Source organism: Streptomyces sp. NPDC093221 (genome assembly GCF_044753885.1).
Classification (GTDB): Bacteria; Actinomycetota; Actinomycetes; order Streptomycetales; family Streptomycetaceae; genus Actinacidiphila.
In genome coordinates, this window is record NZ_JBIVOA010000005.1 from 163048 (window position 1) to 187873 (window position 24826).

At 72.6% G+C, this 24826-nt stretch carries 20 protein-coding genes; 9 read left to right on the forward strand and 11 right to left on the reverse strand.

Features of this window, described 5'->3' with window-relative positions:
• Nucleotides 1–58: 58 nt before the first annotated feature.
• The gene (locus ACIQCJ_RS21140; RefSeq protein WP_391043673.1) at nt 59–1204 is read right to left on the reverse strand and encodes a glycosyltransferase; all 1146 of its coding nucleotides are present in this window, start codon (nt 1202–1204) and stop codon (nt 59–61) included.
• Between the two features lie 152 nt (nt 1205–1356).
• On the opposite strand from ACIQCJ_RS21140, the gene ACIQCJ_RS21145 reads away from it, so the two are divergent.
• Nucleotides 1357–2871 (forward strand): O-antigen polymerase, encoded by a 1515-nt coding sequence (locus ACIQCJ_RS21145; protein ID WP_401304082.1) that lies wholly within the window; start codon nt 1357–1359, stop codon nt 2869–2871.
• On the opposite strand, the gene ACIQCJ_RS21150 is transcribed toward ACIQCJ_RS21145, so the two are convergent.
• The 3 genes from ACIQCJ_RS21150 to ACIQCJ_RS21160 all read right to left on the reverse strand — a co-directional run bounded on the left by ACIQCJ_RS21150 (nt 2840) and on the right by ACIQCJ_RS21160 (nt 7328).
• On the reverse strand, nt 2840–4090 hold the full coding sequence (locus ACIQCJ_RS21150) for a hypothetical protein (protein WP_355334747.1): 1251 nt from the start codon (nt 4088–4090) through the stop codon (nt 2840–2842). The genes ACIQCJ_RS21145 and ACIQCJ_RS21150 overlap by 32 nt on opposite strands.
• 209 nt (nt 4091–4299) lie before the next feature.
• A complete protein-coding gene (locus tag ACIQCJ_RS21155) occupies nt 4300–6015 on the reverse strand; it encodes a lipopolysaccharide biosynthesis protein (RefSeq protein ID WP_402712196.1) in 1716 nt (571 codons plus the stop codon).
• Nucleotides 6012–7328: a glycosyltransferase gene (locus ACIQCJ_RS21160; RefSeq protein ID WP_402712197.1), complete on the reverse strand. Its 1317-nt coding sequence runs from the start codon at nt 7326–7328 to the stop codon at nt 6012–6014. Before ACIQCJ_RS21160 ends, ACIQCJ_RS21155 begins: the two co-directional genes overlap by 4 nt.
• 218 nt (nt 7329–7546) lie before the next feature.
• Between ACIQCJ_RS21160 and ACIQCJ_RS21165 the strand changes: the two genes are divergently transcribed.
• The gene (locus ACIQCJ_RS21165) at nt 7547–8005 is read left to right on the forward strand and encodes an adenylyltransferase/cytidyltransferase family protein (protein WP_355334575.1); all 459 of its coding nucleotides are present in this window, start codon (nt 7547–7549) and stop codon (nt 8003–8005) included.
• Here the strand turns inward: ACIQCJ_RS21165 and ACIQCJ_RS21170 are convergent.
• The gene (locus ACIQCJ_RS21170; RefSeq protein ID WP_401715822.1) at nt 7983–8675 is read right to left on the reverse strand and encodes a CDP-alcohol phosphatidyltransferase family protein; all 693 of its coding nucleotides are present in this window, start codon (nt 8673–8675) and stop codon (nt 7983–7985) included. The two genes, ACIQCJ_RS21165 and ACIQCJ_RS21170, sit on opposite strands and share 23 nt — an antisense overlap.
• 481 nt (nt 8676–9156) lie before the next feature.
• On the opposite strand from ACIQCJ_RS21170, the gene ACIQCJ_RS21175 reads away from it, so the two are divergent.
• Together ACIQCJ_RS21175 and ACIQCJ_RS21180 are read left to right on the forward strand one after the other, a co-directional pair.
• Nucleotides 9157–9966 (forward strand): polysaccharide deacetylase family protein, encoded by an 810-nt coding sequence (locus tag ACIQCJ_RS21175; RefSeq protein ID WP_402712198.1) that lies wholly within the window; start codon nt 9157–9159, stop codon nt 9964–9966.
• On the forward strand, nt 9966–11243 hold the full coding sequence (locus ACIQCJ_RS21180; RefSeq protein WP_402712199.1) for a hypothetical protein: 1278 nt from the start codon (nt 9966–9968) through the stop codon (nt 11241–11243). Before ACIQCJ_RS21175 ends, ACIQCJ_RS21180 begins: the two co-directional genes overlap by 1 nt.
• 61 nt (nt 11244–11304) lie before the next feature.
• On the opposite strand, the gene ACIQCJ_RS21185 is transcribed toward ACIQCJ_RS21180, so the two are convergent.
• From ACIQCJ_RS21185 to ACIQCJ_RS21195, 3 genes are all read right to left on the reverse strand, one after another.
• Nucleotides 11305–12405: a serine hydrolase domain-containing protein gene (locus tag ACIQCJ_RS21185; RefSeq protein WP_401853089.1), complete on the reverse strand. Its 1101-nt coding sequence runs from the start codon at nt 12403–12405 to the stop codon at nt 11305–11307.
• Nucleotides 12371–12640, reverse strand: a complete 270-nt coding sequence (locus tag ACIQCJ_RS21190) for a hypothetical protein (protein WP_402712200.1) — start codon at nt 12638–12640, stop codon at nt 12371–12373. The genes ACIQCJ_RS21185 and ACIQCJ_RS21190 overlap by 35 nt, the downstream gene beginning before the upstream one ends.
• A gap of 71 nt (nt 12641–12711) precedes the next feature.
• Nucleotides 12712–14016 (reverse strand): multidrug effflux MFS transporter, encoded by a 1305-nt coding sequence (locus ACIQCJ_RS21195; protein WP_401714899.1) that lies wholly within the window; start codon nt 14014–14016, stop codon nt 12712–12714.
• Nucleotides 14017–14119: 103 nt separating this feature from the next.
• Here ACIQCJ_RS21195 and ACIQCJ_RS21200 point away from each other — a divergent pair, with 103 nt between their 5' ends.
• On the forward strand, nt 14120–15136 hold the full coding sequence (locus tag ACIQCJ_RS21200) for a Gfo/Idh/MocA family oxidoreductase (protein ID WP_355334584.1): 1017 nt from the start codon (nt 14120–14122) through the stop codon (nt 15134–15136).
• A 156-nt stretch (nt 15137–15292) separates the two neighbouring features.
• Here ACIQCJ_RS21200 and ACIQCJ_RS21205 read toward each other — a convergent pair whose 3' ends face one another.
• Nucleotides 15293–15613, reverse strand: coding sequence for a 4a-hydroxytetrahydrobiopterin dehydratase (locus ACIQCJ_RS21205; RefSeq protein WP_402712201.1), 321 nt, complete (start codon nt 15611–15613; stop codon nt 15293–15295).
• An 86-nt stretch (nt 15614–15699) separates the two neighbouring features.
• Between ACIQCJ_RS21205 and ACIQCJ_RS21210 the strand changes: the two genes are divergently transcribed.
• Nucleotides 15700–16455 (forward strand): SDR family oxidoreductase, encoded by a 756-nt coding sequence (locus ACIQCJ_RS21210; protein ID WP_402712202.1) that lies wholly within the window; start codon nt 15700–15702, stop codon nt 16453–16455.
• A gap of 67 nt (nt 16456–16522) precedes the next feature.
• Nucleotides 16523–17383 (forward strand): PhzF family phenazine biosynthesis isomerase, encoded by an 861-nt coding sequence (locus tag ACIQCJ_RS21215; protein WP_355334593.1) that lies wholly within the window; start codon nt 16523–16525, stop codon nt 17381–17383.
• A gap of 18 nt (nt 17384–17401) precedes the next feature.
• Here the strand turns inward: ACIQCJ_RS21215 and ACIQCJ_RS21220 are convergent, their stop codons facing one another.
• Nucleotides 17402–18274: an SAM-dependent methyltransferase gene (locus tag ACIQCJ_RS21220; RefSeq protein WP_402712203.1), complete on the reverse strand. Its 873-nt coding sequence runs from the start codon at nt 18272–18274 to the stop codon at nt 17402–17404.
• A 199-nt stretch (nt 18275–18473) separates the two neighbouring features.
• On the opposite strand from ACIQCJ_RS21220, the gene ACIQCJ_RS21225 reads away from it, so the two are divergent.
• Together ACIQCJ_RS21225 and ACIQCJ_RS21230 are read left to right on the forward strand one after the other, a co-directional pair.
• Nucleotides 18474–19313, forward strand: coding sequence for a polysaccharide deacetylase family protein (locus ACIQCJ_RS21225; RefSeq protein ID WP_402712204.1), 840 nt, complete (start codon nt 18474–18476; stop codon nt 19311–19313).
• A 53-nt stretch (nt 19314–19366) separates the two neighbouring features.
• Entirely contained in the window at nt 19367–20383 is a 1017-nt protein-coding gene (locus ACIQCJ_RS21230) for an acetylxylan esterase (protein ID WP_402712205.1), read from the forward strand.
• 160 nt (nt 20384–20543) lie between these two features.
• Here ACIQCJ_RS21230 and ACIQCJ_RS21235 read toward each other — a convergent pair whose 3' ends face one another.
• Nucleotides 20544–24686, reverse strand: coding sequence for a beta-galactosidase (locus tag ACIQCJ_RS21235; protein ID WP_402712206.1), 4143 nt, complete (start codon nt 24684–24686; stop codon nt 20544–20546).
• Nucleotides 24687–24826: the final 140 nt, after the last annotated feature.

Genomic DNA, 24826 nt, shown 5'->3' on the forward strand with positions numbered 1-24826 from the left:
GGGGCCGGCCCGCGGACCGCGCTCCGGGACCCGGGGTCCGGAAGCGCACGCGGGGGCGTCACCCGGCGCGGGTGACGCCCCCGTACACCTCCATGAGCGTGTCGACGACGGCGCCGATGGAGAAGCGGTCGCGGATGAGCCGCCAGGCGGCGTCCGACGCCTCCTCGTTGGCGGCCGGGTCGAGCAGTTCCAGGATCGCCTGGCCGACCAGCGGGCCGTTGTCCGCGTCGGGGTCGCTGTCGGTGATCCGCCCCGCGCCCGCCGCCTCGACGTCGGGCGACAGGCCGCCGGTCCGGGTCACCACCACGGGCAGGCCGACCGACATCGCCTCCAGGATCGAGACGGCGAACGGCTCGACCACCGACGGCAGCACGTACACATCGGACTTCCTGAGCTGCTCCAGCACCTGCTCGTGGCCGAGCGCGCCGACGCACTCCAGCGAGTCCGCCACGCCCAGCTTCGCCGCCAGCTCCCGCATGGGGCCGGTCAGATCGCCGGTGTCGGGGCCCGCCAGCACGAAGCGCGCGTCCGGGTACTTCGCCAGCACCACGGGCATCGCCGACACGAAGTCCTCGGGGCGCTTGCGCTTCTGCACCCGCGCCAGATAGAGCACGGTCGGCGGGCGGTCGGCCCGCGCGGGCCTGCGGTCCTGCAACGTCACGCCGTTGACCAGCCGGTGGAAGGTGGTCAGCGGAGTGTCGGGCACCACCGCCTGCACACCGTCGCGCTCCATCCGCGTCAGGTGCAAGATCGCGTCCGCCTTGCGCAGCACCCGCTTCATGCCCAGGACGTCGACGGCCTTCGCGAACAGCTTCTCCGTCGGGTCGATCATGCCGTGCGTCTGGATCACCAGCGGCACCCCGGCCTCCAGCGCGACCAGCGCGAACGGCAGCGTGATCAGGTCCCGCATCAGGTGCACATGGACCACGTCCGCCGACTTCACCATCCGGCGCGCCTTCGCCAGCAGCCCCGGCGACGTGATGCCGCTCACCTCGAACGGCAGCACGTGGCGCGCCTGGTGCACGAACGACGGCACGCCCTCCAGCTCCGTCGGCAGCGGGCCCGTGAAGCCGTCGCCCAGCGTCGCGATCCGGGCGTCGACACCCTGGGCCCGCAGGCCCTTGGACAGATTCAGCGCCACCCGTGTCGGGCCGCCGAAGTCGTTCGTCGGCGTATGCAGCGTGACGACATGCAGCACCTTCATATGACTCCCCACCCCTGATTTTCGGCGCCCCCGCGCCTCGGGTTCACAATATCGACACCGAACCCTCATCGGGGCACTTCCGGCCCCGGACGCCCTGATCCTCCCGGCCGGAGGCCATAGACTCGGCGCGGGGAGCATGAAGGGGGTGGGCCATGGCCCTGGACGTGGCACAGGACCAGGCCGGTGCGGGCGGGCCGCTGGAGCGGCCCGGCCCGGACGAGGCGCGGGCCACGACGTCGGTGCCGCGTGCGGCGCTGTCGCGGGCGCTGGCGGTGCCGCTGGTCATCGCGTTGGTGGGGTTCCTGCCCGCGTACGTGGCGGCCCAGCCCGGCACGGGCGTGCGGGACACCGCGTACTGGCTCCAGTTGACGCTGACGGTGTACGGCGGCGGCCGGTTGGCGGCGATGGTGCTGACCCGGCGACGGCGGCTGATCCAGGGCGCGTTCTGGCTGTTCGTGTACGTGGCGATGGGCGTGGCCCCGCTGGCGCAGGCGGTCATCGGGCAGGTCCCGACGCCGGTGGTGGGCCCGCGCTCCGACACGACGACGGCGATCACGCTCGTCCTGATCGGCTGCGTGGCCTTCGACGTCGGCGCGCTGCTGGCCCGGCACCGCCCGGCGGCCCGTATCCGCAAGGCCCGCCCGCAGGCGTCCGTGTCGCGGCGCCGCCTGTGGCTGCTGATCGTGGTCGCGTACCTCGGCAGCGCGCTGTGCATCATGAAGCTCGGCGGCCCGACCGTGTTCTTCTCCAGCCGTCAGGGCATCAGCGAGTCGGTGCAGGCCAGCGGTCTCGCGGGCAGCGGCGGCGACAGCCATGTCGGCTCGGCCTTCATCCGCGGCTTCGGCACCGTACCGGCGCTGCTGGCCATGCTCTTCCTGATCCGCTGGATGATCACGTCCCGGATCGCCCGCCGCAGGCCGCTGGCCATCGCCGCGCTCACCGGCCTGGTGCTGATCAACGTGATCGTGAACAACCCGATCTCCAACCCGCGGTACTGGTTCCTGACCGTCGTGTTCTCGCTGCTGTTCACGGCCTTCCCCAAGAGCCCGGTGATGTACCGCACGGCCCTGGTGACGGGCGTGGTGGCGGCGCTGCTGCTCTTCCCGTTCCTCGACCGCTTCCGGTACGACTCGGGCGGCTACCACCCGGTGGAGACGACGTCGGCGCTGGAGCCGCTGACGCTCAAGGACTACGACCAGATCGGGATGTTCGCGAACACCATCACCTTCGTGCAGTCCGGCGAGGGCCACTCCCACGGGCGGCAGCTCGCGGCGGACGTCTTCTTCTTCGTGCCGCGTTCGATCTGGCACGGCAAGCCGCTGGACTCCGGTGTGCAGGTCGGCCAGTGGATGGGCATGACCAACACCAACCTGTCGTCGCCGCTGTGGGCGGAGCTGTGGCTGGACTTCGGCCCGGTCGGCATGACCGGCGGCTTCCTGCTGCTGGGCTACTTCTGCGCCCGCGGCGACCGCAGATACGCCCAGCGCACGCTGGAGGACGGCCGCCCCGGCACGGTGATGGCCGTGGTGATCCCGCTGGTGTGCGGCTACTCCTTCATCCTGCTGCGCGGCCCGCTGCTCCAGGCGTCGGGCCGGATCGGCATCGCGGCGGTGTGCCTGCTGCTGGTGACGACCTTCAGCGCGGACCGGCGGAAGATCCTGCGGTGACGCCCTCGGCGGAGGCGTCCGGCGCCTGAGGGTCGGTGGCGGCGGCGGGCGCGCGCTTGACGGCGACGATCCGCAGCCACAGCGCCACCGCCTTGAGCGCGGAGCCCAGGGCCAGGCCCCAGGCGGCGCCCATCACGCCGTCCCACTGGTAGCCGGCGAGCATGAAGACCACGGACGCGAGCGAGAAGACCACCTGGATCGGCAGCGTGGCGCGGGGCCGCAGCACGCGCAGCGTCAGCAGGGCGCTGGTGCCCAGCGCGATGCACGCGTACTGGCTGCCGGAGGCGGCCAGCAGCGCGGACGACGACGCCCAGGTGTCACCGAGCAGTTGGCGGCCCACATGGGCGGGCAGCAGCATCAGCACGACCGTCCAGGACACCGCGATCCAGGCGAGGACGGTGGCGAGGACGGCGGTCGCGCGCACCTTGTCGTCGGAGCCGCGGACCCGGTTGAGCAGCGGCGGCCCGAAGGCGGTCGCGGAGTTGAAGAGCACGTTCATCGGGCCGAAGAGCGTGGTGGCGCCGCGCAGGGCGCCGACGGCCAGCGGCGCGGCGAACAGGCCGAGGCCGACGACCGCGAGCTGACTGGTGGCGTTGCCGACGCCGAACTCGATGACGAAGCGCTGCCCGAGGTGCCCGCGGCGGACGAATTTGCGCAGGTCCACGGGCGCGCCCTTGACCTTCGGCCACAGCAGGGCGGCGCCCACGAGCAGCGCGGGCACGGCGGACACGCCCCAGACGGCGACGAGCCGGACCGCGCCCGCGCCGTGCGGCTGCATGGCCAGCGCCGGTACGGCGACGGCCAGTCGTACGGTGTCGGCGGCGAGCGCGTAGTGCGGCAGCCGCAGGGCGGAGAAGCAGTACCGCATGCCGTCCTGGGTGAGCACGATCGGCAGCACCAGGCCGAGGACCGCGAGGCCGCGCGCGGTGCCGCCGGGCACGAAGGCGAGCCCCGCGGCCATCGAGAAGCCGATCACGGTGGACGCCACGGCGGTGAAGGTGGCCGCGCTGCGGCAGGCCGCCCGCACCTGCGCGGCGCCGCGCTCCAGCACCAGCGCCTGTCCCACGTAGGAGACGCCGACGCCCAGCAGCACCGTGAACACCATGTAGACCATGGAGAACACGGAGAATCCGGCGGCGCTGGACAGCCGGGCGGCCACGACGAGCACGATGATGTTGGTGAAGGCGGCGACGCCCTGGTCGGCCACCGAGCTGATGATGGCGGCCTTGGTGCCGGGCCCGCCCTTGGACGTGCCGGACCCGGCCGGGTCGCCGGACTCGTCCTCGCCGTCCGCCGACGCGTCGGTCGGGCCGGACGGCGCTGAGGCGCCCGGGGGATCGGGCGGGCCGCCGTACGCGAACTCGGCCCCGGGGCCCACGGCCGCCGTCGTGACCGGGTGGGTGACGGGGCGCCGCGGGTCGGGGCCCGTCAAGGGACCGGGTGTCGTTCCGGAGCGGCCGGGCTGTGGGACTGGGCGGACGGCTCCCCGTCGTGGTGCCGGGGCTGCTGCGGTATCCCGCCGCCACCGCCGGAACCGCCGCTCCCGGTGCGGCCGGTGGCGGCCCTGCGGCGGCCGAGGCGGAAGCGGCGCCCGCCGCCGGTCTCCGCGGCCGAGTGCAGGACGACGCCGAGCACGGCGCCGCCCGCCGCGTTGACGAGCTCGCGGACGCGGACGAGGTCGGCGCGGTGCACCTCGCGCGGGTCGCAGACCACGACCACGCCGTCGACCCGGTCGGCGAGCGCCAGCGCGTCGGCGTAGGCGAGGACCGCGGGGGCCAGTACGACCACGGCGGCGCCGGGGGTGTCGGCCTCGGAGAAGAGCCTGGTGGCCGGGGCCGAGGTGAGCGCGCGGGCCACATTGCGCACCCGGCGGCCGGGCACGAGGTCGAAGGAGCCGGACTCGCCCGCGTCGATGGAGACTTGCAGCCCGGCGGGCCAGCCGCCCTCGCCGAGGCCCGGCGAGCGGGCCCAGCCGGGGCGCGCGCCGCCGTCGGCGGTGCGCAGCCGGGCCGACAGCGACGGGGTGCGCAGATCGGCCTCGACCAGCAGCACCTCCATGCCCATCTCGGCGAAGGACGCGGACAGGTTGACCGCGACGCCCGCCGCGGTGTCGCTGCTGCCGCGCGGCGCGACGACCAGCAGCCGCCGCCGGTCGGCGAAGCGCTTGTCGTGGGCGAGCCGGAAGCCGACCGCGCGGTACTCCTCGGCGAGCCGTCCGCCGCTCTGCCCCTCGGCGAGCAGCGACGCGGGGCCGCTGCCGCGTCGGCGGCGGCCGCGCGGCAGCGTGCCGAGCACCGGGGCGCCGAGCGTGCGCGTAACCTCGCCCTCGGAGCGGACGGTCGGGTCGAAGACCAGCCTGACCCAGGCGCCCAGCAGGCCGAGCGCGATACCGACGCCGCCGCCGAGGCCGAGCATCATCGGCAGTCCGGGACCCGCGGGGGCCTTGGGCGCCACACCGGGCCTGATGATCGAGCCGGGCGTGGTGTCCAGGGCGCGCAGGCCGCTGATGTTGCCGTTGAGTTCGAGGATGCGCGAGAGCAGGTTGGTCTGCTGGGTGGTCAGGGCGCTGATCACCTGGGCGTTGACGGTGTTGTCGATCTGCTTGAGCAGGCCGTCGCGCTGCTTGTTCAGCGGGTCGAGCTGGGCCTTGTAGCCGTTGACCATCGTGTTGATGGTGGACTTGGTCTGCGCCTGCCGGTTCTCCAGATACGCCTTGGTGAAGGCGTTGACCCACAGCGCGGACTTGGCCGCGTTCCCGGTGCTGCACGTGAAGCGCAGGACGAGGGTGTTGGGCGGGTTGGTGACCTGGAGGCAGTGCTCCATGGCGTCGGCCGGCGCCTTGACGATCTTCGCCGCCGCGTCGGAGACGGTGCTGCTGACCGCGGTCTGCCGCTCGGAGCCGATGTCGATGCCCTTGTCGGCGGAGGCGCCGGTGGCGAACGGGTCGACGGTGGCGGCCCTGATCCGTACCTCGCTGGTGGCCGCGTAGGAGTCGGCGCCGGTCAGCGCGAGCCAGGCGCCGCCGAGGAGGCCGACCAGCACACCGGCCACGATCAGCGCCCGGTAGCGGATGAGCTGGCGGAACTGGTCGCGGAGCAGATCCGGTTCGTCCTGCGCCTCGGTGGCGCGCGTCGTGTCGCTCACTTGCCCACTGCCCCCTCGATCTCCCCGGTTCCCCCGGCCGTCCCGGGCTCCCGGGCCTCCCCGTCCTCAGGAGGCGTCTCGCGGGGCGCCCCCAGCGCCTCCGCGAGCAGTGCGTCGATCCGCGCGAGACCCGCCTCGCGGCTGAGATGCGCGTCCACGTACTCGGGCCCGCGCGCCCCCAGCGCGTCGGCCCTACCAGGATCATCGGCCAGAGCGCGTACTACGTCCAGCAGTGCACGCGGATCCTCCGGCGGTACGACGATTCCCGCCTCCGAGCGTTCCACTTCCTGGGCGGTGCCGCCCTCGGCCGCGACGGAGGCGACGACCGGCCGCCCGGCGGCGAAGTAGGAGGTGAGCTTGGAGGGGATGCTCATGTCGAGCACGGAGGCGCGCTGGGTGACCGCGAGCGTGTCGGCGGCGGCCAGCATGTCGGGGAAGTCGTCGTCATCGGCGGGGGGCGCGAATTCCAGGTTGGGCAGGCCGCCGGCCAGCGAGCGCAGGTGCTCGCGCTGGTTGCCGTCGCCCATCAGCACCACGCGCAGCGCCGGGTCGAGGCGCGCGGCCTCGACGAGCACTTCGAGGCCCTGTTTGAGGCCCATGTTCCCGGAGTGCAGCAGCACCGTCTGGCCCGGACGCCAGCCCAGCCTGGCGCGCATCTCCTCGCGCGGCCTGCTCGGGCGCTTGACGTGCGACCAGTTGGGCACCAGCCGTATTCGCTCCTCGGGCACGCCCATCGCGGCGACCTTGGCGACGAAGCTCTCGTGGATGACGCCGACCAGCGTGGCGCGCTTGAGCGCGTACGCCTCGACCGCGCCGGCCGCGGAGGCCGCCCTGCCGCCGCCGCGTATGCCGCTCTGCGCCGCCGCCGCGCCCATCAGGTCCTGCACGACGGGGATGTACGGGACGCCGTGCCGCCGGGCGATCCGGGCGCCGACCAGGCCGCCGCCGAGGCTGGGCATCTGGGCGATCACCGCGTCGGGGCGGTTCATCGCGGGCGGCGCGAGCAGGCCGTGGCCGAGCACGGTGGCCTCGAACAGGGCGCGGGTGACGGCGCTCTGGCGCGGCGGCACGAGGTGCTTGCGGCGGTGCACGCTGACCCCGGCGCGCCGCTCCTCGGTGCGCCACACCCGGGCGTACTCCGGGTCGAGCCGCCAGGCCGGGTAGTGCGGCATACCGGCCAGGACGTGCACCTCGTCGCCGTTCGCCGCCCAGTGCTCGGCGATCTGGGTCGCGTACGGACCGATCCCGGCGTGCTCAGGCGCGTAATTCGTGGAGACCAGCAGCAGACGGCGGCGCGCGCCGGACTCAGCCACGGAGTGTTCCCTTCCCCCGGCGTCCCCAGACCCCCCAGAGACCGCCAATGACGAACAAGTGCCCACCCTAGCTGTTCACCAGGAGAGCACACGCCCGCTTACCATCGGTTGTACTTTCGCTAATCGCCGCTTGACCGCAACACGGCACGGCTATCGTCTGAGACTCCGCGACGCTGGGGAGCGTCGCACAGCTCACCGTACGACCGGGGGGTCGTTTTATGTCACATCGGGTCGGTTACGCGCCTGGGGTCTACGACCTCTTCCACGTGGGGCATCTCAACATCCTGCGGCACGCCCGCAGCCAGTGCGACTACCTGGTCGCGGGCGTCGTCTCGGACGAGATGGCGCAGCTCGCCAAGGGCCGCAGTCCTGTGGTGCCGCTGGTGGAGCGGCTGGAGATCGTCCGCAGTGTGCGCTTCGTGGACGCGGCCTTCGTCGAGACGGTGCCGGACAAGCTGGAGACCTGGCAGCAGGTCCGCTTCGACGTGCTGTTCAAGGGCGACGACTGGCGCGGTACGGACAAGGGGCGCCGTCTGGAGCGGGACTTCGCGACGGTGGGCGTGGAGATCGTCTACTTCCCGTACACCGTGCACACGTCGAGCACCCAGCTCCGCAAGGCGCTCGACGTGCTGACCGAGCCGGCGCAGCCCTCGGTCAGACCCTCCGAAGCTCTCTGAACCACTTGGTGAGGAAGGCCGCGAGGAAGAGCGCGTGCACGGCGAAGAGGACCAGGTATCCGGTCCTGAAGGCGCTCTGGCTGCCGAGCAGCAGGAAGACCAGGCAGAAGACGCCGTAGTCGACGGGCAGCAGGGCGACCGCGCGCAGCCGTGAGGGCGCGGGTGACGGCGCGGGGGCCGCCCCCTGGCTCTTCGGCTCCTTCGGCTTGAGCTTGTCGGTGAGCAGGCCGCCGAAGAAGATCAGGACGGCGGCGAGCTGGAAGCCCAGCGGCAGCAGCAGCCAGCCGTCGCCCGGCAGGTCGAAGTGCCGGTAGAAGGTGATCAGCACGGCCGCGTGCACGGCGGTGATCTTCGCGCAGTCGACGACGTGGTCGAGCCACTCCCCCGCCGGGCTGCCCGCGCCGAGCAGCCGGGCGAGCTGTCCGTCGGCGGAGTCGAAGGCGAAGCCGACCACCAGGCCCGCCCACACGGCGAGGGCCAGCGGCCACGAGGGGCGGCCGAGCGCGAGCGCGGCGACGGCCGCGCCGCTGAACACGGCGCTGACCAGGGTCACCTGATTGGGCGTCAGTCCGATCCGGTACGCCCCCGCGGCGAGCACCCGGCCGACCGGCCGGTTCACGTAACGGGAGTAGAGCGACACGCCCTTGGCGGTCTTCTGCGCGGCGCGCAGCCGCCGGACGGCGGTCAGGAATCCGGCGTCGCGGACGGGCGCGGTACGCGTGCCGCGCGCCACCACCGGGCCCGCGCCGCCGTTCGTCGCGGGGGTCGGACCTTCGCCCGCGCCGCCGTCCGTCCCGGGGGCCGGACCTTCGCCCGCACCGCCGTTCGTCCCCGGAGACGTCCCGGCACTCGCGGCGCCGCCCGCGTCCATGCCGACGCCGCTACCGGCGCCCGTGTCGGCGCCGTCGCCCGCACGGGCATCCGTGCCGTCGTCCGTCCCGGCACCCGTCCCCGCCGTTGCCCCGGCCACGCAGCCCCCCACGCACCTCTTCGCGGTCACCCGCGGTCCACCCCCCGGTCACCGCGGCGCGGTGCCTTCGTCGGCCCATGATGGCAGGCGGCCCAGCGGACTGACTCATCCGTGCGACTCCGCGCGACGCGGGCCCGGCGACATGGGCCGAAAGTGGCGTTACGTCATAAGGTGATGCCCGATGTCCATCTCCCGCCGAAATCTGCTGCAAGTGACCGCGTCCGGGGCGCTGCTGGCCGGGTGCTCCGACGGCCGTCCGTCCGGCGCCGCACCCGCCCCCGCGCCCGGCACGTCGTCCTCGCCCACGTCCCCCGCCCCCACCGGCGCGCCCTCGTCCCCGCCGCACGCGCCCGCGGGGGAGCCCGCCACGTCCGCGCCGCCGCTGCCGCCCGGCCTGCCCGACCAGATCGAGCACGGCCCGCGCGACCGCGAGCGGCTCGCCCTCACCTTCCACGGCCAGGGCGAACCGGCGCTGGCCACGGCGCTGCTGGCCGAGGCGGAGAAGGCCGGGGCGCGGGTGACCGTGCTGGCGGTCGGCGCCTGGCTCGACACGTATCCGCGGCTCGCCCGCCGGATTCTGGACGGCGGTCACGAACTGGGCAACCACACCCAGACGCACGGCGACATCGGCGCGATGGACGCCGCCGCGGCCACCGCGGAGATCGAGGGCTGCGCCCGGCGGCTGACCGAGCTCACGGGCTCGCGGGGCCGCTGGTTCCGCCCGTCCCAGGCGCGGATGGCGACCCCGCTGGTGGTGAGACTCGCCCGCGAGGCGGGTTACCACGTGCTGTCGTACGACGTCGACCCGCTCGACTACACCGACCCGGGGGCCGACCGGGTGCGCGCCGCGGTGGCCGCCCGGGCCCGCGCGGGCTCGGTGGTCTCCCTGCACTTCGGGCACTCCGGCACGGTCGCCGCGCTGCCCGGGATCCTCGACGACCTGCACCGCCGGGGCCTCCGCGCGGTCACGACCTCGGAGCTGCTGACCTGATGCGCCGCATCCCGTTCCGTTCCCCGCACCCGGCCCCCGGCCACTCCCGGCCGCCCGCGGTCTCCGCCCGCACGCTCCTCGTGGCGGGCGCCGCCACCGTCGCCGTACTCGCGGGCGGTGTGCTCACCGCGGGCTGCGGTACGACGGCCACCGGCGGGCACCCGCACGCGACCGCCTCCGCCAAGGCCGCCAAACCCGCCGCCGGGGCGACACCGCAGTCCGCGCCGCGCGTCCCGGCCGCCGGGCAGGGCCTGCCGGGCATGCCGCCGCCGCTCGACCCGAAGGACGTCTACGCCGCCGACCGGCCGAACGCGCTGTCCCCCGTGGTGCGGAACTTCCCTTCGCGGGTCTACGTGCCGAACACCGACTCCAACACGGTCTCGGTCATCGACCCGAAGACGTACAAGGTCATCGAGACGATCCCGGTCGGCGAGCAGCCGCAGCACGTGGTGCCGTCGTGGGACCTGAAGACGCTGTGGGTGAACAACGACGTCGGCAACACCCTCACCCCGCTCGACCCGGCCACCGGCAAGGCGGGTCCGACGGTCGACGTGCACGACCCGTACAACCTGTACTTCACGCCGGACGGCAAGTACGCGGTGGTGATGGCGTCGCTCGACCGCGAGCTGGTCTTCCGTGACGCGCACACGATGGCGGTCAAGAAGACCGTGCCGGTGAGCTGTTACGGCGTGAACCACGCGGACTTCTCGCCCGACGGCCGGTACTTCATCGTGTCCTGCGAGTTCTCCGGCGAGCTGCTGAAGGTCGACACGGCGGAGATGAAGGTCGTCGGCCAGCAGCGGCTGCCGTTCGAGGGCGCGATGCCGCAGGACGTGAAGATCTCGCCGGACGGCAAGACCTGGTACATCGCCGACATGATGGCCGACGGCGTGTGGGTGATGAACGGCGACACCTTCTCCAAGCCGACGCTGCTGCGCACCGGCAAGGGCGCGCACGGCCTGTACGTCTCGCGCGACTCGAAGGTGATGTACATCTCCAACCGCGGCGAGGGCTCGATCTCGCTGCTCGACTTCGCCACCGGCAAGCTGGTCCGCAAGTGGCACATCGAGGGCGGCGGCAGCCCCGACATGGGCGGGGTGTCCGCGGACGGCAAGGTGCTGTGGCTGTCCGGGCGGTACGACGGCGAGGTGTACGCGATCGACACCGCCGACGGGCGCACCCTGGCGAAGATCCCGGTCGGCTCGGGTCCGCACGGCCTGGCCGTCTACCCGCAGCCGGGCCGCTACTCGCTCGGCCACACCGGCATCTTCCGCTGAACGGCCGCACGGGCGTCTCATGTTCAACGGCCGCACGGGCGACCCGCGTTGAACAGGCCCGCTACCCGGGCCCCGCGGTTTCGGCCTTGAGGATCGCCCTGGCCAGTCCGGTCGCGGCGGCGGCGCGTGGCGCGCTGCCGTCGCGCCAGGTCCTGGTCGGGTGGACGGAGTTGGCGAGCAGCACGAGAAAGCTGTCGCTCTCCGGGTCGACCACGAGGCTCGTGCCGGTGAAACCGGTGTGCCCGTACGCGCCGCGCCCGGCCAACTCGCCCATGAACCACGCCTGGTCGGTCTCGAAGCCGCCCCAGGGCCCGCCCCGGTCGAGCAGCGCCCGGCAGAACAGCGCCAGGTCCCAGGCCGTCGAGAACAGCCCGGCGTGCCCGCTGACCCCGCCCATCGCGTACGCGTTCTCGTCGTGCACGCTCCCGCGCACCATGCCGCGGTCGAGCCTGCCCCACGGCCGCCGCTGGTCCTCGGTGGCGGCGATCCGCGACAGCGCGGCGGACGGCGGGTTGAAGCCGGTGTCGAGCATGCCGAGGGGGCCGGTGACCTCCTCGCTGATCAGCACCGCGAGCGGGCGGCCCGTGGCGGCCTCCAGCGCGTACTGGACCGCGATGAGGTTCAGGTCGGAGTAGACCCGCAGGGTGCCCGGCGGGTGCACCGGCTCCTCGTCCCACAGCATCCGCGCCCGGCCCTGCGCCGTCGGCCGGTCGTAGAAGGGCAGTTCGGGGCGCAGGCCCGAGGTGTGGTCGAGGAGCTGCCGCACGGTGATCGCGCCCTTGCCCGCCGCGCCGAACTCCGGCACGTACGCGGCGACCTCCCGGTCCTGGTCGAGGTGGGTGGCCGCGACGGTGGCCGTGAAGAGCTTGGTGAGCGAGGCCAGGTCGAAGACGGTGTCCTCGCGCATCGGCACCCACTGCCCCGGCGGCAGCTCCACGCCGACGTCCGCGCTCTCGTCGTACGCGCCGTAGCGCACCGCCCAGCCGACCGCCTCGTGCAACGCGACGGTCCTGCCCCGGCCGGCCAGCACGACGGCGCCCGCGCACCAGGGGTGCGCGGGCGCCGGGCGCGTGTACGCGGCCAGCGCGGGGACGATACGGCTCAGCTCTGCGGCGTCGAGACCCGCCTCAGGGCAGGTACCTCTCGACAGCGGCGGCGCCATGTTCCTCCAGTGCTCTGCGGGCCTTCTCGATCCGTTCCGGCGTGGGCTCACGGCCGGAGAGCAGTACCAGGTCCTCCGGGCTCACCGAGCCGTCGGCCGCCCCCTCCGCGCCCGTGCGCAGGGAGCTGTCGGCGCTCTTGAACGCCCATGTGCGCTCGTCGTCGCCCGGCTCGGCGAGCCGGTCGGTACGCGCGCCCACGCTGTTTCCGGGGCTCTCGTCCGCGGTATCGGACATCGCATCCTCCTGATGGCCCGCGGGCCTCCTGATGGTCCGCGCCGCGAGCCGCCTGATGGCCCGCGTGCCGCCTAGGGTCCCTCCACGGTACGACGCCCGCGCACGCACAGCCCGACGAAACAGGCGACGGCCACGAGTGCGCAGGTCAACTGCACGAGGGCCATCGGCACCGCGGTGCCGTCACCGGCCACTCCGGCCAGCGGCGACGCGAGGGCGCCGATCAGGAAGGACGAGGTGCCCACCAGCGCGGACGCCGAGCCCACGTCCCGCTTGACGCGCAGCAGCGCCAGTGTGTTCGCGGTGGGCAGGGTCAGGCCCATCGACGCCATCAGCACGAAGAGCGCGGCGGAGACGGCGGGCAGTCCCGCCCGGCCGAAGACGCCGGTGGTCAGCAGCACCAGGGCCACCGAGGCGGCGGTGATCAGCGCGAGCCCGATCGTGAGGATCTTCTCCATCGCGACCCGGCCGACCAGCACCTTGCCGTTGAGCTGGCCCACGCCGACGATGCCGATGGAGTTCAGCCCGAACAGCAGGCTGAAGGTCTGCGGCGAGGCGCCGTAGATGTCCTGGATGACGAAGGCGGACGCGGACACGTAGGTGAACAGCGCCGCGAAGGCGAAGCTGCCCGAGAGCACGTACCCGGTGAAGATCCGGTCGCCGAGCAGCCGCTTGACCGCGCCGAAGGTGCCCAGCAGCCCGCCGGAGTGCCGGCGCTCGGGCGGCAGCGTCTCGTGCAGCCAGCGCCACACCACCAGGGTGAGCAGGACGCCGATCACGGTGAGGACGGCGAAGACGCCGCGCCAGTCGGTGATCCGCAGGATCTGGCCGCCGATCACCGGGGCGACGATCGGGGCGACGCCGGAGATCAGCATCAGGGTGGAGAAGAAGCGGGCCATCTCCACGCCGTCGTAGAGGTCGCGGACGACCGCGCGGGCGATGACGATGCCCGCCGCGCCCGCCAGGCCCTGGATCAGCCGGAAGGTGATCAGCAGGCCCGCCGAGGGCGCGAAGGCGCAGACGGCGGTGGCGAGGATGTAGATGACCATGCCGGTCAGCAGGGGACGGCGGCGTCCCCAGCGGTCGCTGAGCGGCCCGACCACGAGCTGGCCGAGCGCCATGCCCGCGAGGCAGGCGGTGAGGGTGAGCTGCGCCGTCGCCGCGGTGCTGTGCAGGGCGTCGGTGACCTGGGGCAGCGCGGGCAGATACATGTCCATCGACAACGGCGGCACCGCGGTGAGGCCGCCGAGAACGAGCGTGACGAGCAGGCCGGTACGGCGCTGCGTGCCGATGGTCGGGGTAGGGGTGGTGGTGTGGGTGGTGGTGACATCGGTGATGTCAGCGGTGTGCGCGGGTATGGGCGGCCCGGCGTCCTGCACGGCACTCTCCGTAGGTGGTAGTTGAACCGTTCTCTATCCTTCCAGTGATCGCGCACGACCGAGACCACGTTTTGACCCTGACCGACGAGTGGGAGACCGACCGATGAGCGACGACGGCGTACGGACCATCCGCTGGGGCATCCTGGCGACCGGCGGGATCGCCGCGACCTTCACCGAGGCGTTGCTGACGCTGCCGGACGCGGAGGTCGTCGCCGTGGGCTCGCGCACCCTCGAGGGCGCGAAGGCGTTCGCCGAGCGGTACGGGATCGCGCGCGCGTACGGCTCCTGGGCGGAGCTGGCCGCGGACGACGGGGTCGACGTGGTGTACGTCGCCACGCCGCACTCCGCGCACCGCGAGGCGACCGGGATCTGTCTGGAGGCCGGGCGGGCCGTGCTGTGCGAGAAGGCGTTCACCATCAACGCCCGTGAGGCGCACGAGCTGGTGGACCTCGCCCGCGACCGCGGCCTGTTCCTCATGGAAGCCATGTGGATGTACTGCAACCCGCTGATCCGGCACATGCTCGCGCTCATCGCCGAGGGGCTGATCGGTGAGGTGCGGGACGTCTCGGCCGCCTTCGGATTCTCCGGGGACTTCCCCGCCACCCACCGGCTGCGCGACCCCGACCAGGGCGGCGGCGCCCTGCTCGACCTCGGCGTCTACCCGGTCTCCTTCGCCCAGCTCCTGCTCGGCGAGCCCGACGAGGTCCGGGCGTGGTCCCACCTCACGCCCGAGCGCGTGGACGACAACACCGGCATCGTCCTGGGCTGGAACGACGGCGCCGTCGCCACTTTGACCTGCTCCATCACCGCCGACACCGGCGCCCGCGCCGTCGTCACCGGCAGCGCCGGCCGCATCGAGCTTCCCGAGGGCTTCTTCAACCCTGAGCGCTTCGTCGTCCACCGCCAGGGCGAGGAGCCCCGCACCGTCCTCTTCTCCGACGTCGTCGCCGACGGCCTCACCCGCGGCACCATGGCCTACGAGGCCGCCGAAGTCATGCGCTGCCTCCGCGCCGACGAACTCGAGTCCCCCCTCGTCCCCCTCGCCGGCTCCCTCTCCATCATGCGAACCCTCGACACCATCCGCGAACACACCGGCGTCACCTACCCCGGCATCGACTAGGGCCTGTCCGGGACGTGCCCCGTCACGGGCGCCGGGGGCACCTCCCGGCCGAAGGCCGGGGGAGGAACCGCGCGAGCAACCCGTCACCGGCGGGTGGTCCGGAGACCACCGGACTGTCCCGCCGGGGCGGGTGGTGATCCGCGGGAGCGCCGCGGCTCAGGCGGCGGAGTGGGCCGGGGCGATGGCCTCGATGCGGGCGGCGAGGTCGAAGTCCTTGGCGGTGAGGCGCCCGCCGGCGGCGTGGGTGGTGAGGGCCACCGTCAAGGTGTCGTAGCCGAGGGTGAGTTCCGAGTGATGGTCGAGCTCGGCTTGGATCCCCGCGATGTGCAGCGCGAAGATCGCGGCGGGAAGGTGCGCCAACCGGTAGACCCGCCGGAGCGAGGCGGCCCCGTCACCACCGGGCAGCACCTCCCAGCCGGGAAGCCCGGCGAGCCGCGCGGCCGCCTGGTCGGACGAGAGCGGTTCGGCGTAGGGCATCCGGGGGCCTCCACGGAAAAGGGGCGGGCGGGTGGGCGGGCGGGCGAATTCATCCTCGCACCGCCCAGCGCATAACCTGCGGTGCCATGAGCGAGAACGAGCGAGTCGCGGTCGTCACGGGTGCGGGTTCGGGCATCGGCCGGTCCGTCGCGGTGGAACTGGCGGCGGCGGGCTGGACGGTACTGCTGGCGGGCCGCCGCGAAAAGACGCTGGCCGAGACGGCGGAGCTGGCGGCGGCCGGCCCCGGACGGACACTGACCGTACCGACCGACGTCACCCGTCCGGAGGACGTGGAGCGGCTGTTCGCGCGGGACACCGCCCCCGGCCGCCTGGACCTGCTGTTCAACAACGCCGGGATGTTCGGCCCGCCGGTCCCGGTCGAGGACCTGTCGTACGACGAGTGGCGCGCCGTCGTGGACGTGAATCTGCACGGCGCGTTCCTGTGCGCGCAGGCGGCGTTCCGGCGGATGAAGGACCAGGACCCGTCCGGCGGCCGGATCATCAACAACGGCTCCGTCTCGGCCCACGTCCCGCGCCCGCACAGCATCGCGTACACCGCGACCAAGCACGCCATGACCGGCCTGACGAAGTCGCTGTCGCTGGACGGCCGCCCGTACCGCATCGCCTGCGGCCAGATCGACATCGGCAACGCGGCGACCGAGATGACGGCCCGGATGCGGACCGGGATTCTCCAGGCGAACGGCACCACGGCCGTCGAGCCGGTGATGGACGTCGCCGACGTGGCCCGTACGGTGCGGCACATGGCCGAGCTGCCGCTGGAGGCCAACGTGCAGTTCGCGACGGTGACGGCGACGACGATGCCGTTCATCGGACGCGGCTGAGGGCGCGCCGCGCCCGGCGGCGACAGCCACGGGAATACGCGCGGGACGGCGCCGGGTTGGAGCGGTCATGACGACACCCTCGGGGCCCGACATCCTGCGCTACACGGCCTTCTCCGACGACCCCGAAGGCGGCAACCCCGCCGGGGTCGTCCTCGACGCCTCGGCGCTCGACGCCCCCGGCATGCTGGCCGTCGCCGCCGACGTCGGCTACTCCGAGACCGCCTTCGTCACGGCGACGGACGGCCGCACGCTGACCGTGCGGTACTTCAGCCCGAAGGCGGAGGTCTCCTTCTGCGGCCACGCCACCCTCGCCACCGCCGTGGCGGTGGCGGACCGACTCGGCGCGGGCGACCTGCTGTTCCGCACCCGGGCGGGCGACGTCCCGGTCACCGTCTCGACCGGCCCGGACGGTACGCCGCTGGCGACGATGACCAGCGTCGAGCCGTACGTCGAGGACATCGCGCCCGACGCCCTCGCCGAGGCGCTGGCCGCCCTCGACTGGCCCGCCGCCGACCTCGACCCGGCCTTCCCGCCCCGGGTCGCGTACGCGGGCGCCCGGCATCTGGTGCTGGCCGCGGCCACCCGCGAGCGGCTGGCCGACCTCGCCTACGACTTCGACCGGCTCGCCGCGCTGATGACCGCCGTGGACCTGACCACCGTCCAACTCCTGTGGCGCGAGAGCCCGTCGGTCTTCCACGTCCGCGACCCGTTCCCGGTCGGCGGTGTGGTCGAGGACCCGGCGACCGGCGCCGCCGCGCTGGCCCTGGGCGCGTACCTGCGCGACCTCGGCCTGGTCGCCCCGCCGGCCACCCTCACCCTCCACCAGGGCCACGACCTCGGCCGCCCGGCCACCCTCACGGTCACCGTCCCGCCGCCCGCGACCCCGTACATCCAGGTCACGGGCACGGCCGTCCCGATCCCGGCGTAAGGCCACCGTCCCGGCGGGTCAGACCGCTTCCTTCTCCCATACCGAGACGTGCCGGGTGCTGTCCTGCGTGAACGGCTCGCGCGACCAGCCCGCCCACCGCTCCCGCAGCCGCATGCCCGCCAGTTGGGCCATCAGGTCCAGCTCGGCGGGCCAGACGTAGCGGAACGGCGTCGAGGTGACCTGTCCCCTGCCGTCCTCGGTGACCGTCACGTAGTGGCAGGTCGCGTCCTGCGTGACCGTGTCGTAGACGGTGTACGAGCAGCCGTCGGGGCCGGTGTGGAACGGCACGACGTTCTGTCCGTGCGGGATCTTCCGCAGCTCGGGGACCATGACCTCCACGACGAACCGGCCACCGGGGCGCAGGTGCGCCGCCGCGTTGCGGAAGCAGGCGACCTGTGACTCCTGCGTGGCGAGGTTCATGACGGTGTTGAACACCAGGTAGGCCAGCGCGTATCCGCCGCCGTCACCGTTCCCGTTCCCGTCCGCGGTCCCGTCCGTGCTCGCGTTTCCGCCCGCGGTCCCGTCCGTGCGCGCGTTCCCGTCCGCGGTCCCCGCCGCGTACCCTTCCGCCGTCGTCGTCGCGATGTCCCCGATCGTGACGGGGATGTCCCGTCCGCCGGGCTTGGCCCGCAGCCGGGCCACCATCGCGCGCGACATGTCGATGCCCGCCACCGGCACACCGCGCTCGGCGAGCGGCACCGCGATCCGGCCGGTCCCGATGGCCAGTTCCAGCGCCCGCCCGCCGCCGGCCTGGTCCGCGAGGAAGTCCACCGTCCGCCGCACCACGCCCGGATCGAACTCCTCACTCGTGTCCGCGTCGTACCGCCCGGCCACGTCTTCGCCGAAGTACCCGTCGTCATGTCCGTCGTCGTGTCCGTCGTCATTGCTCACGCGCCGGACGCTAACCCGATCCCCGGGACGGCCGCGCCCGATTATTCCCGGCCACCGCGGCCTGCTCCGGCCTGCTCCGCCGCCCCGGCCGCCCGCGCTGTCCTGGCCGGGGGGCCGTGAGGTGGGCGGATACGGCGTGGATAGAGTGCTGGACGGTCCGCGCGAGCGGGCGTCCGTCACGACGAGGGGGAACTCGCGCATGCGCAGCACGACCGGGGCACGCAGGGCCGGAATCGGGGCCGAGGCCAGGCGGCGGGTGCGACTCGGGGCCGCGGTCGTGGTCACGGCGGCGCTGGGGCTCGGGCTGGCCGGGTGCAACGGGTACCAGAGCACGTCGCCGTCGGCCGCGCGCAAGCATGTGGCGGCGGACGGCACGACGGCCGCCTTCGCGCAGGGTGCGGACGGGCCCGTGGACTGCCGGAAGGCGAAGTGCGTGGCGCTGACCTTCGACGCGGGGCCGAGCGTGCGGGCGCCGCAGATCATGAGCATTCTGCGGAAGTACCACGTGCACGCGACCTTCTTCACGCTCGGCAAGAACCACGTGATGAAGCACCCGCAGATGGTGCGGGACATGGTGGCGCAGGGCGACGAGGTGGAGACGCTGACCTGGTCCCACCAGATCCTCACCAAGATCAGCTCGTCCGAGATCCGCAAGGAGATCACCGAGGGGCGGGACGCGGTGCAGAAGGTGACCGGCGTCCGGCCGATGCTGCTGCGCCCGCCGCAGGGCCGTACGAGCAGCAAGGTGACGGCCATCGCGCGGGACCTGGGCATGGCGGAGGTGGTGTGGAGCGCCAACGGCCAGGACTACCGGACCACCGACTCCGCGCTGATCGCCAAGCGCATCCTCCAGCAGACCAAGCCGGACGGCATCATCCTGCTGCACGATCTGGTCGACCCGACGAACAAGGGCTACAACGGCACGGTCGCCTCGATCGCGCCGATCGTCTCCACGCTCCAGGCCCGCGGCTACACCTTCGTCACCGTCTCCCAACTCCTCGCGCCGGGCACACCGCAGCCCGGCAAGGTCTACAAGTAGCCACGCCCCGAACGACGTTCACAGCGAAGCCCTGACTGACGAAGGCGGACCCGATGGCCCTGTTCGACCTGCCCCTCGACGAACTCCGCGCGTACCGCAGCCGGTCCGCGGAGCCCGCCGACTTCGACGCCTTCTGGTCGCAGACCCTGGAGGAGGCCCGCGCGCACCCGCTCGAGGCGCGGTTCGAGCCGGTACGGACCGGGCTCTCGACGGTCGACGTGTACGACGTCACCTTCGCGGGCTTCGGCGGCCAGCCGGTCAAGGGCTGGTTCGTGGCGCCCGCCCACGCGGCCGAACCCCTGCCGCTGCTGGTCGAGTTCGTCGGCTACGGCGGTGGGCGCGGCCTGCCGCACACCCATCTGCTGTGGGCCTCGGCCGGTTTCGCGCACCTGGTGATGGACACCCGTGGCCAGGGCAGCGGTTGGTCCGTCGGTGACACCCCCGACGAGGCGGGCAGCGGGCCCGCCGTCCCCGGTTTCATGACCCGTGGCATCGAGGACCCGCGATCCTTCTACTACCGCCGGGTGTTCACCGACGCGGTGCGCGCCGTCGAGGCGGGCCGCGCGCACCCGTTGACCGACGCCGCGCGTACGGTCGCGCTCGGCACCAGCCAGGGCGGCGGGATCACGCTGGCCGTCGCGGGCCTCGTACCGGACCTGGCGGCCGTCGCCCCCGACGTCCCCTTCCTGTGCGACTTCCCGCGCGCGATCCGGCTCACCGACCGCGACCCGTACCGCGAGGTGGGCCGCTACCTCAACACCCATCGCGCGAGCGTCGACCGGGTCACCCGGACGCTGTCCTACTTCGACGGCGTCCACTTCGCGGCCCGCGCCAACGCCCCCGCCCTCTTCTCCACCGCGCTCGAAGACCAGACGTGCCCGCCGTCCACCGTCTTCGCCGCCTTCAACGCCTACGCGCACGCCGACAAGCAGATCGAGATCTACGACTTCAACGGCCACGAGGGCGGTGGTCCTCACCAAGAGGCCACCCGCCTCGACTGGCTCCCCAACCACCTCACCCCCCGCCGCCCGGCCTCGGAGGACGGGAACCCCGCCCCGTCGGGGCCGTGAACCCTCGCCTCAACTGCGCGCAGGAGGACGACCTGCGCGACGCCCCGGACCTCGGCCCGTTGGAGGAGTAGCCGCTCCGCGGAGAAGAGGCAGCGCGACGACGAGCCCGCGCACCGCGGTCGCGGTGGCGCGGGCTCGTCGTCGCCGCTGTCGGCCGCGGTCAGCCCGTGCAGGTCAGGGTCGGATTGACCCAGTCCCCGTGGTCGTTGCCGTTGCCGTCGCCTCCGTCGCCGACGCCGAGGTCGATGACCTGGCCGCCGGTGACCGGCACGTCGATCGCGACCGGGGCCGAACCGCCGTTCAGCACGGGCGTGGTGGTGAGCGCCTTGCCGTCGAGGGTCACGGAGAAGGTGACCGTGCCCGGATCGCCGTTGTCGACGCCGACCAGGGCGGTGAACCTGGTGCAGCGCCCGTCGAGGTAGATCTGCACGTCGCTGGGCGAGTTGGTGCCCAGGCCCTTGGCGTAGGTGACGCCGCCCAGCTTCAGCGGGGTGCCGTCGCCGGACGCGGTGTCGCCGACGCTCTGGTCGCGTTCCACCGGTCCCCAGCCGTTGGTCGCGGACAGGAACTCCAGGTCGCTGACCTGGTTGTCCCCGGCCGGCGGCGGCGCGGGCACCGCCCCGACGATCCGTACGTCACGCGGGGCCGTGGTGGACCGGCCCTGCGTCAGACGGGCCTTCACCGTCAGGGAGTTGACCTTGGCGGGGCTCTGCGGCGCGGTGACCTTCCAGGTGAAGGCGGCCGAGGAGCCGCCGCGTATCCGGTCGACGGCGGCGGGCGCGGACCGCGGGCTCACGGTCCACCCCGACGGTACGTCGAGTGCCGCCGTGACCTTGGTGGCGGTCCGGCCGCCCTTGGGCACGGTGACCGTCGCGGTCGCGGTGAACGTCGCGCCGCCGCCCACCGATCCGGGGACCTGGAGGGAGACCGCGGAGGCCGGGTCGCCCGGCATGGCGTAACGGGCCTTGTCGTAGCGGGGGCTCTGGTTCCGGGCGACGGTCAGCGAGGAGGCGTAGCTGCCGTAGTCGGTCAGCGCGACCTTGCCGAGTCCGCCGGTCGTGCCGTCGAGATTCCACACGGCGAGGCTGACGGTGTTCCTGCCGTGCGGGTCGATGACGCCGTTGGGCAGCGGGAAACTGTGCTGCGGGCCCACGTAGTTGACGTAGTTGCCCATGTTCCAGCCGTTGACGTAGATCTCGACGCGGTACTTGCGGGACGGGTCGTCGGTGAAGGTCAGGCCGAGCGAGGTGTCCTGGCCCTTGGGGAGGTCGAGGTTGACGTCGGTGGTGTACCAGGAGACGCCGGGCGTGGTGTCGGTGGTCGGCAGGGTGACCGGCGTCCAGCCGTCGGTGGGGTGGCCGGGCAGCGGGTATCCGGCACGCTCGCCGTACAGGCCACCGGAGTTGAGCGGGCCGCGCACGGTGTCGACGGGGGTCTCGCCGCCGCGTACGCCCTGGAGCCGCCAGGTGATCGTGTCCAGCGGCGCGCCGGCCAGTGAGGCGCCGGTCAGGCCGCGGGCGGCCTTGTTGCCGTTGGGCGGGTTGTAGTCCTCCTCGTGGCCCATGTTGACGGTGAGCACCGAGACGACGTTGTCGCCGGTCGTCTTGAGCACTCCGGCCGGGAACGCGTACGTCTTCTGGCCGTCCGCGGTCGCGCTGCCGAGGAAGGTGCCGTTGAGCCAGACCGAGGAGGCCGCGGCGCCGCCGCCGCTCTGCGCGGACAGCGTGATGCCGGTCTCCTTGCCCGTGGCGGTGAACCGGCCGCGGTACCAGGTGCTTCCGGTGTGGAAGCCGTAGTCGTCGGCGAACAGCACCGGCAAGGTGGCGGGCGTGGTGCGGCTGTTCGAGGTGGTCTTGTCGGCCACCTGCCAGGTCGAGTCGTCGAAGCCGGCGGCCGACTCGGGCGACTCCTGGATGTGCTTCCAGCCGGTCAGCGCGGGCAGGCTGACGGCCGCCGCGGTCGGTACGGTGCCGGTCCTGCTGCCGGTGGCCGTGGTGGCGGTACGGACGTTCTTGCCGTTCCACGTCACGGAGTCGGCGGTGCTGAAGACCTCGATCGCGCCGTCGGTGGCGACGTCGCCGGTCAGGGCGAGCGCCGAGCCGTTCGAGACCGCGCCGCGCAGCAGGTGGGTGCCGCGCACCAGCACGGGCCCTGCGGCGGTGTCCTGCCGCCAGAAGGTCTTGGCGGTGTCGGTGTCGGCGAGCAGCAGGAGCAGCGGGTGCGCGCCGCCGCTGATCCGCACGCGGGTCAGGCCGGTGTGGGCGTAGTTGAGCCGCAGGTCGCCGGTGGCCGGGTCCCAGGCGGAGGTGACGGCGCCGCCGGTGGCGGTGACCGTCGGGCGGGTCGCGTAGTGCAGGACGGTCTCGCCGTCGGAGCCGTGGTCGCCGTAGAGCACCGCGACATCACGGCCGCCGATGGTGGCGTTCGTCATGATCTCCGAGGTGCTGTACTGGAGTTGGTTACCGCCGAGGCTGTAGTCCGCGACGATGATCTTGCTCTGGCGGCCGTTGAGGGTCAGCGCCGTGCCGGGCTGCTGCGGGACGGTGTAGACGGGGGCGGTGGAGCCCTGGCCGTTGTCGACGTCGATCGCGTCGATGGTGACGAACTGCCCTGACGCGGCGGTGTTCTTGGTGCCGGTGGCCACGATCTTCAGGGTGTGCGCCCCGGCGGCGAGCCCGGTCGCCCGGTAGGCCACGTACTGGTTCTGCTTGGTCGCGCCGTACAGGTCGACGGTCTTGACCTTGGCGCCGTCGAGGTAGACGTCCGCGATGCCGTGGTTGCCGTCGAGGTTGGTGACCCACTTCACGCCGGTGCCGGTGAAGCCGACCGAGACGCTGTCGCCCGCGGTGTCGGAGAACGACTCGGTGTGCTGGTAGTCGCCGCCGGTGTAGTTCTGTTCCGCGCCGACGTGCGACCAGGCGCCGGTGTACGCGAGCGCCGGGTCGACGTCGTCGTACGTGTAGCCGGGGTGCGCGCCGAGGTCGATCGTCACGTGCCCGCTGTCGGTGGTCGTCGCGGTGGAGTCGGAGTGCCGCAGCACGTGGAACTGCGTGCCGGTGTCGGGGTTGCGGCGCGCGGTGTCGACGATCTTCGCGTTGTCGGTCGGGGTGGCGGGCAGCGCGTCGGTCTTGGTGAGCGGCGCGAGCGCCTGTGTGAAGTAGCCGATCAGCTTGTCCTGGTCGTACTTCGGGTCGAGCTGCCGGTTCTCGCGGATCGCGGCGCCGTAGTCGTACGACGTGTAGTTCTGCGGCTCGCCCAGCCAGCCCCAGTTGGTGCCGCCGTAGAGCATGTAGAAGCTCTGCGAGGTGGCGCCGACGGCGATGTTCTGCTTGTAGAACACGTCCGCGAACTGGTCGTTGATGAGCTGCGCGCACTTGTCGTAGCCAGGGCCGCCCCACGGGTCGAAGGCGCCGCCCTGGAACTCGGCGGTGGCCAGCGGCTTGCCCGGGACGTGGTCGTAGCTGATGTCGGGCACGCCGTTCCACCGGGTGGGGTTGGAGCAGTTGAAGCCCTGCGGGTAGGAGTCGGCCGCGTCGACGGCCAGTTCGGCGTCACCGGAGTTGAAGGTGCCGTTGTTGTTGCCGACCAGCGGCACCTTGATGCCGTCCGCGGTGGCCTTGTCCTCCAGGTGCTTCATGTAGGCGCGGCCCGCCGCGCTGCCGTTGTAGTACTCGTTCTCGACCTGGTACTCGATCACCGAGCCCTTGCCGTCGGTGAGTTGGTGCCGGGCGATGATCCGGTCGATCTGCGTCTGCCACTCGTCGCTGTACTTCAGATACGCCGGGTCGCCGGTGCGGGTGTCCCCCGCCTTGGTGGAGAGCCAGCCGGGGAAACCGCCGCCGTCCACCTCGGCGTTGATGTACGGGCCGGGTCGGGCGACCACGTAGATGCCGAGGTCGTCGGCCATGTCGAGGAGCTTGTCCACGTCGCGGACGCCGGTGAAGTCGTAGACGCCCGGGGCGGGCGAGTGGTAGCCCCAGTCGAAGTAGAGGGAGACGGCGTTGAATCCGGCCGCCTTCATCTTCTGGAGCACGTCCAGCCACAGATCCTGGCTCGGCAGCCGGTAGTAGTGGAACTCGCCGCCCCACAGGTAGGTGCGCTTTCCGTCGATCATGAACGAATAGCCGTCGTAGGTGACCGAGTGGGTGGCGTGCGGGGCGCCCGCGTGCGCCGTGCCCGGCGCCCGCGCCGGCGGTTCGGCGGCGGCCCCCACGCCGACGCCGAGACCGACCATGAGCGCGGCGGTGACCCCCAGGGCCAGACAGCGCCGCAGCACCCGTCGGTACGTGCGATGAACAGCCATTCCTACCTCCACGTCACGTGCGGGAGTGGTCGCGAGCTTCAGCGGTCGCTCATGAACAGCCAGGAAAGAGCAGATTCCCTGTTGATATATGTGCGAACGAGTCGCATAGCGACGGGAAGTGTCGCAGTCTCCGATGGGTA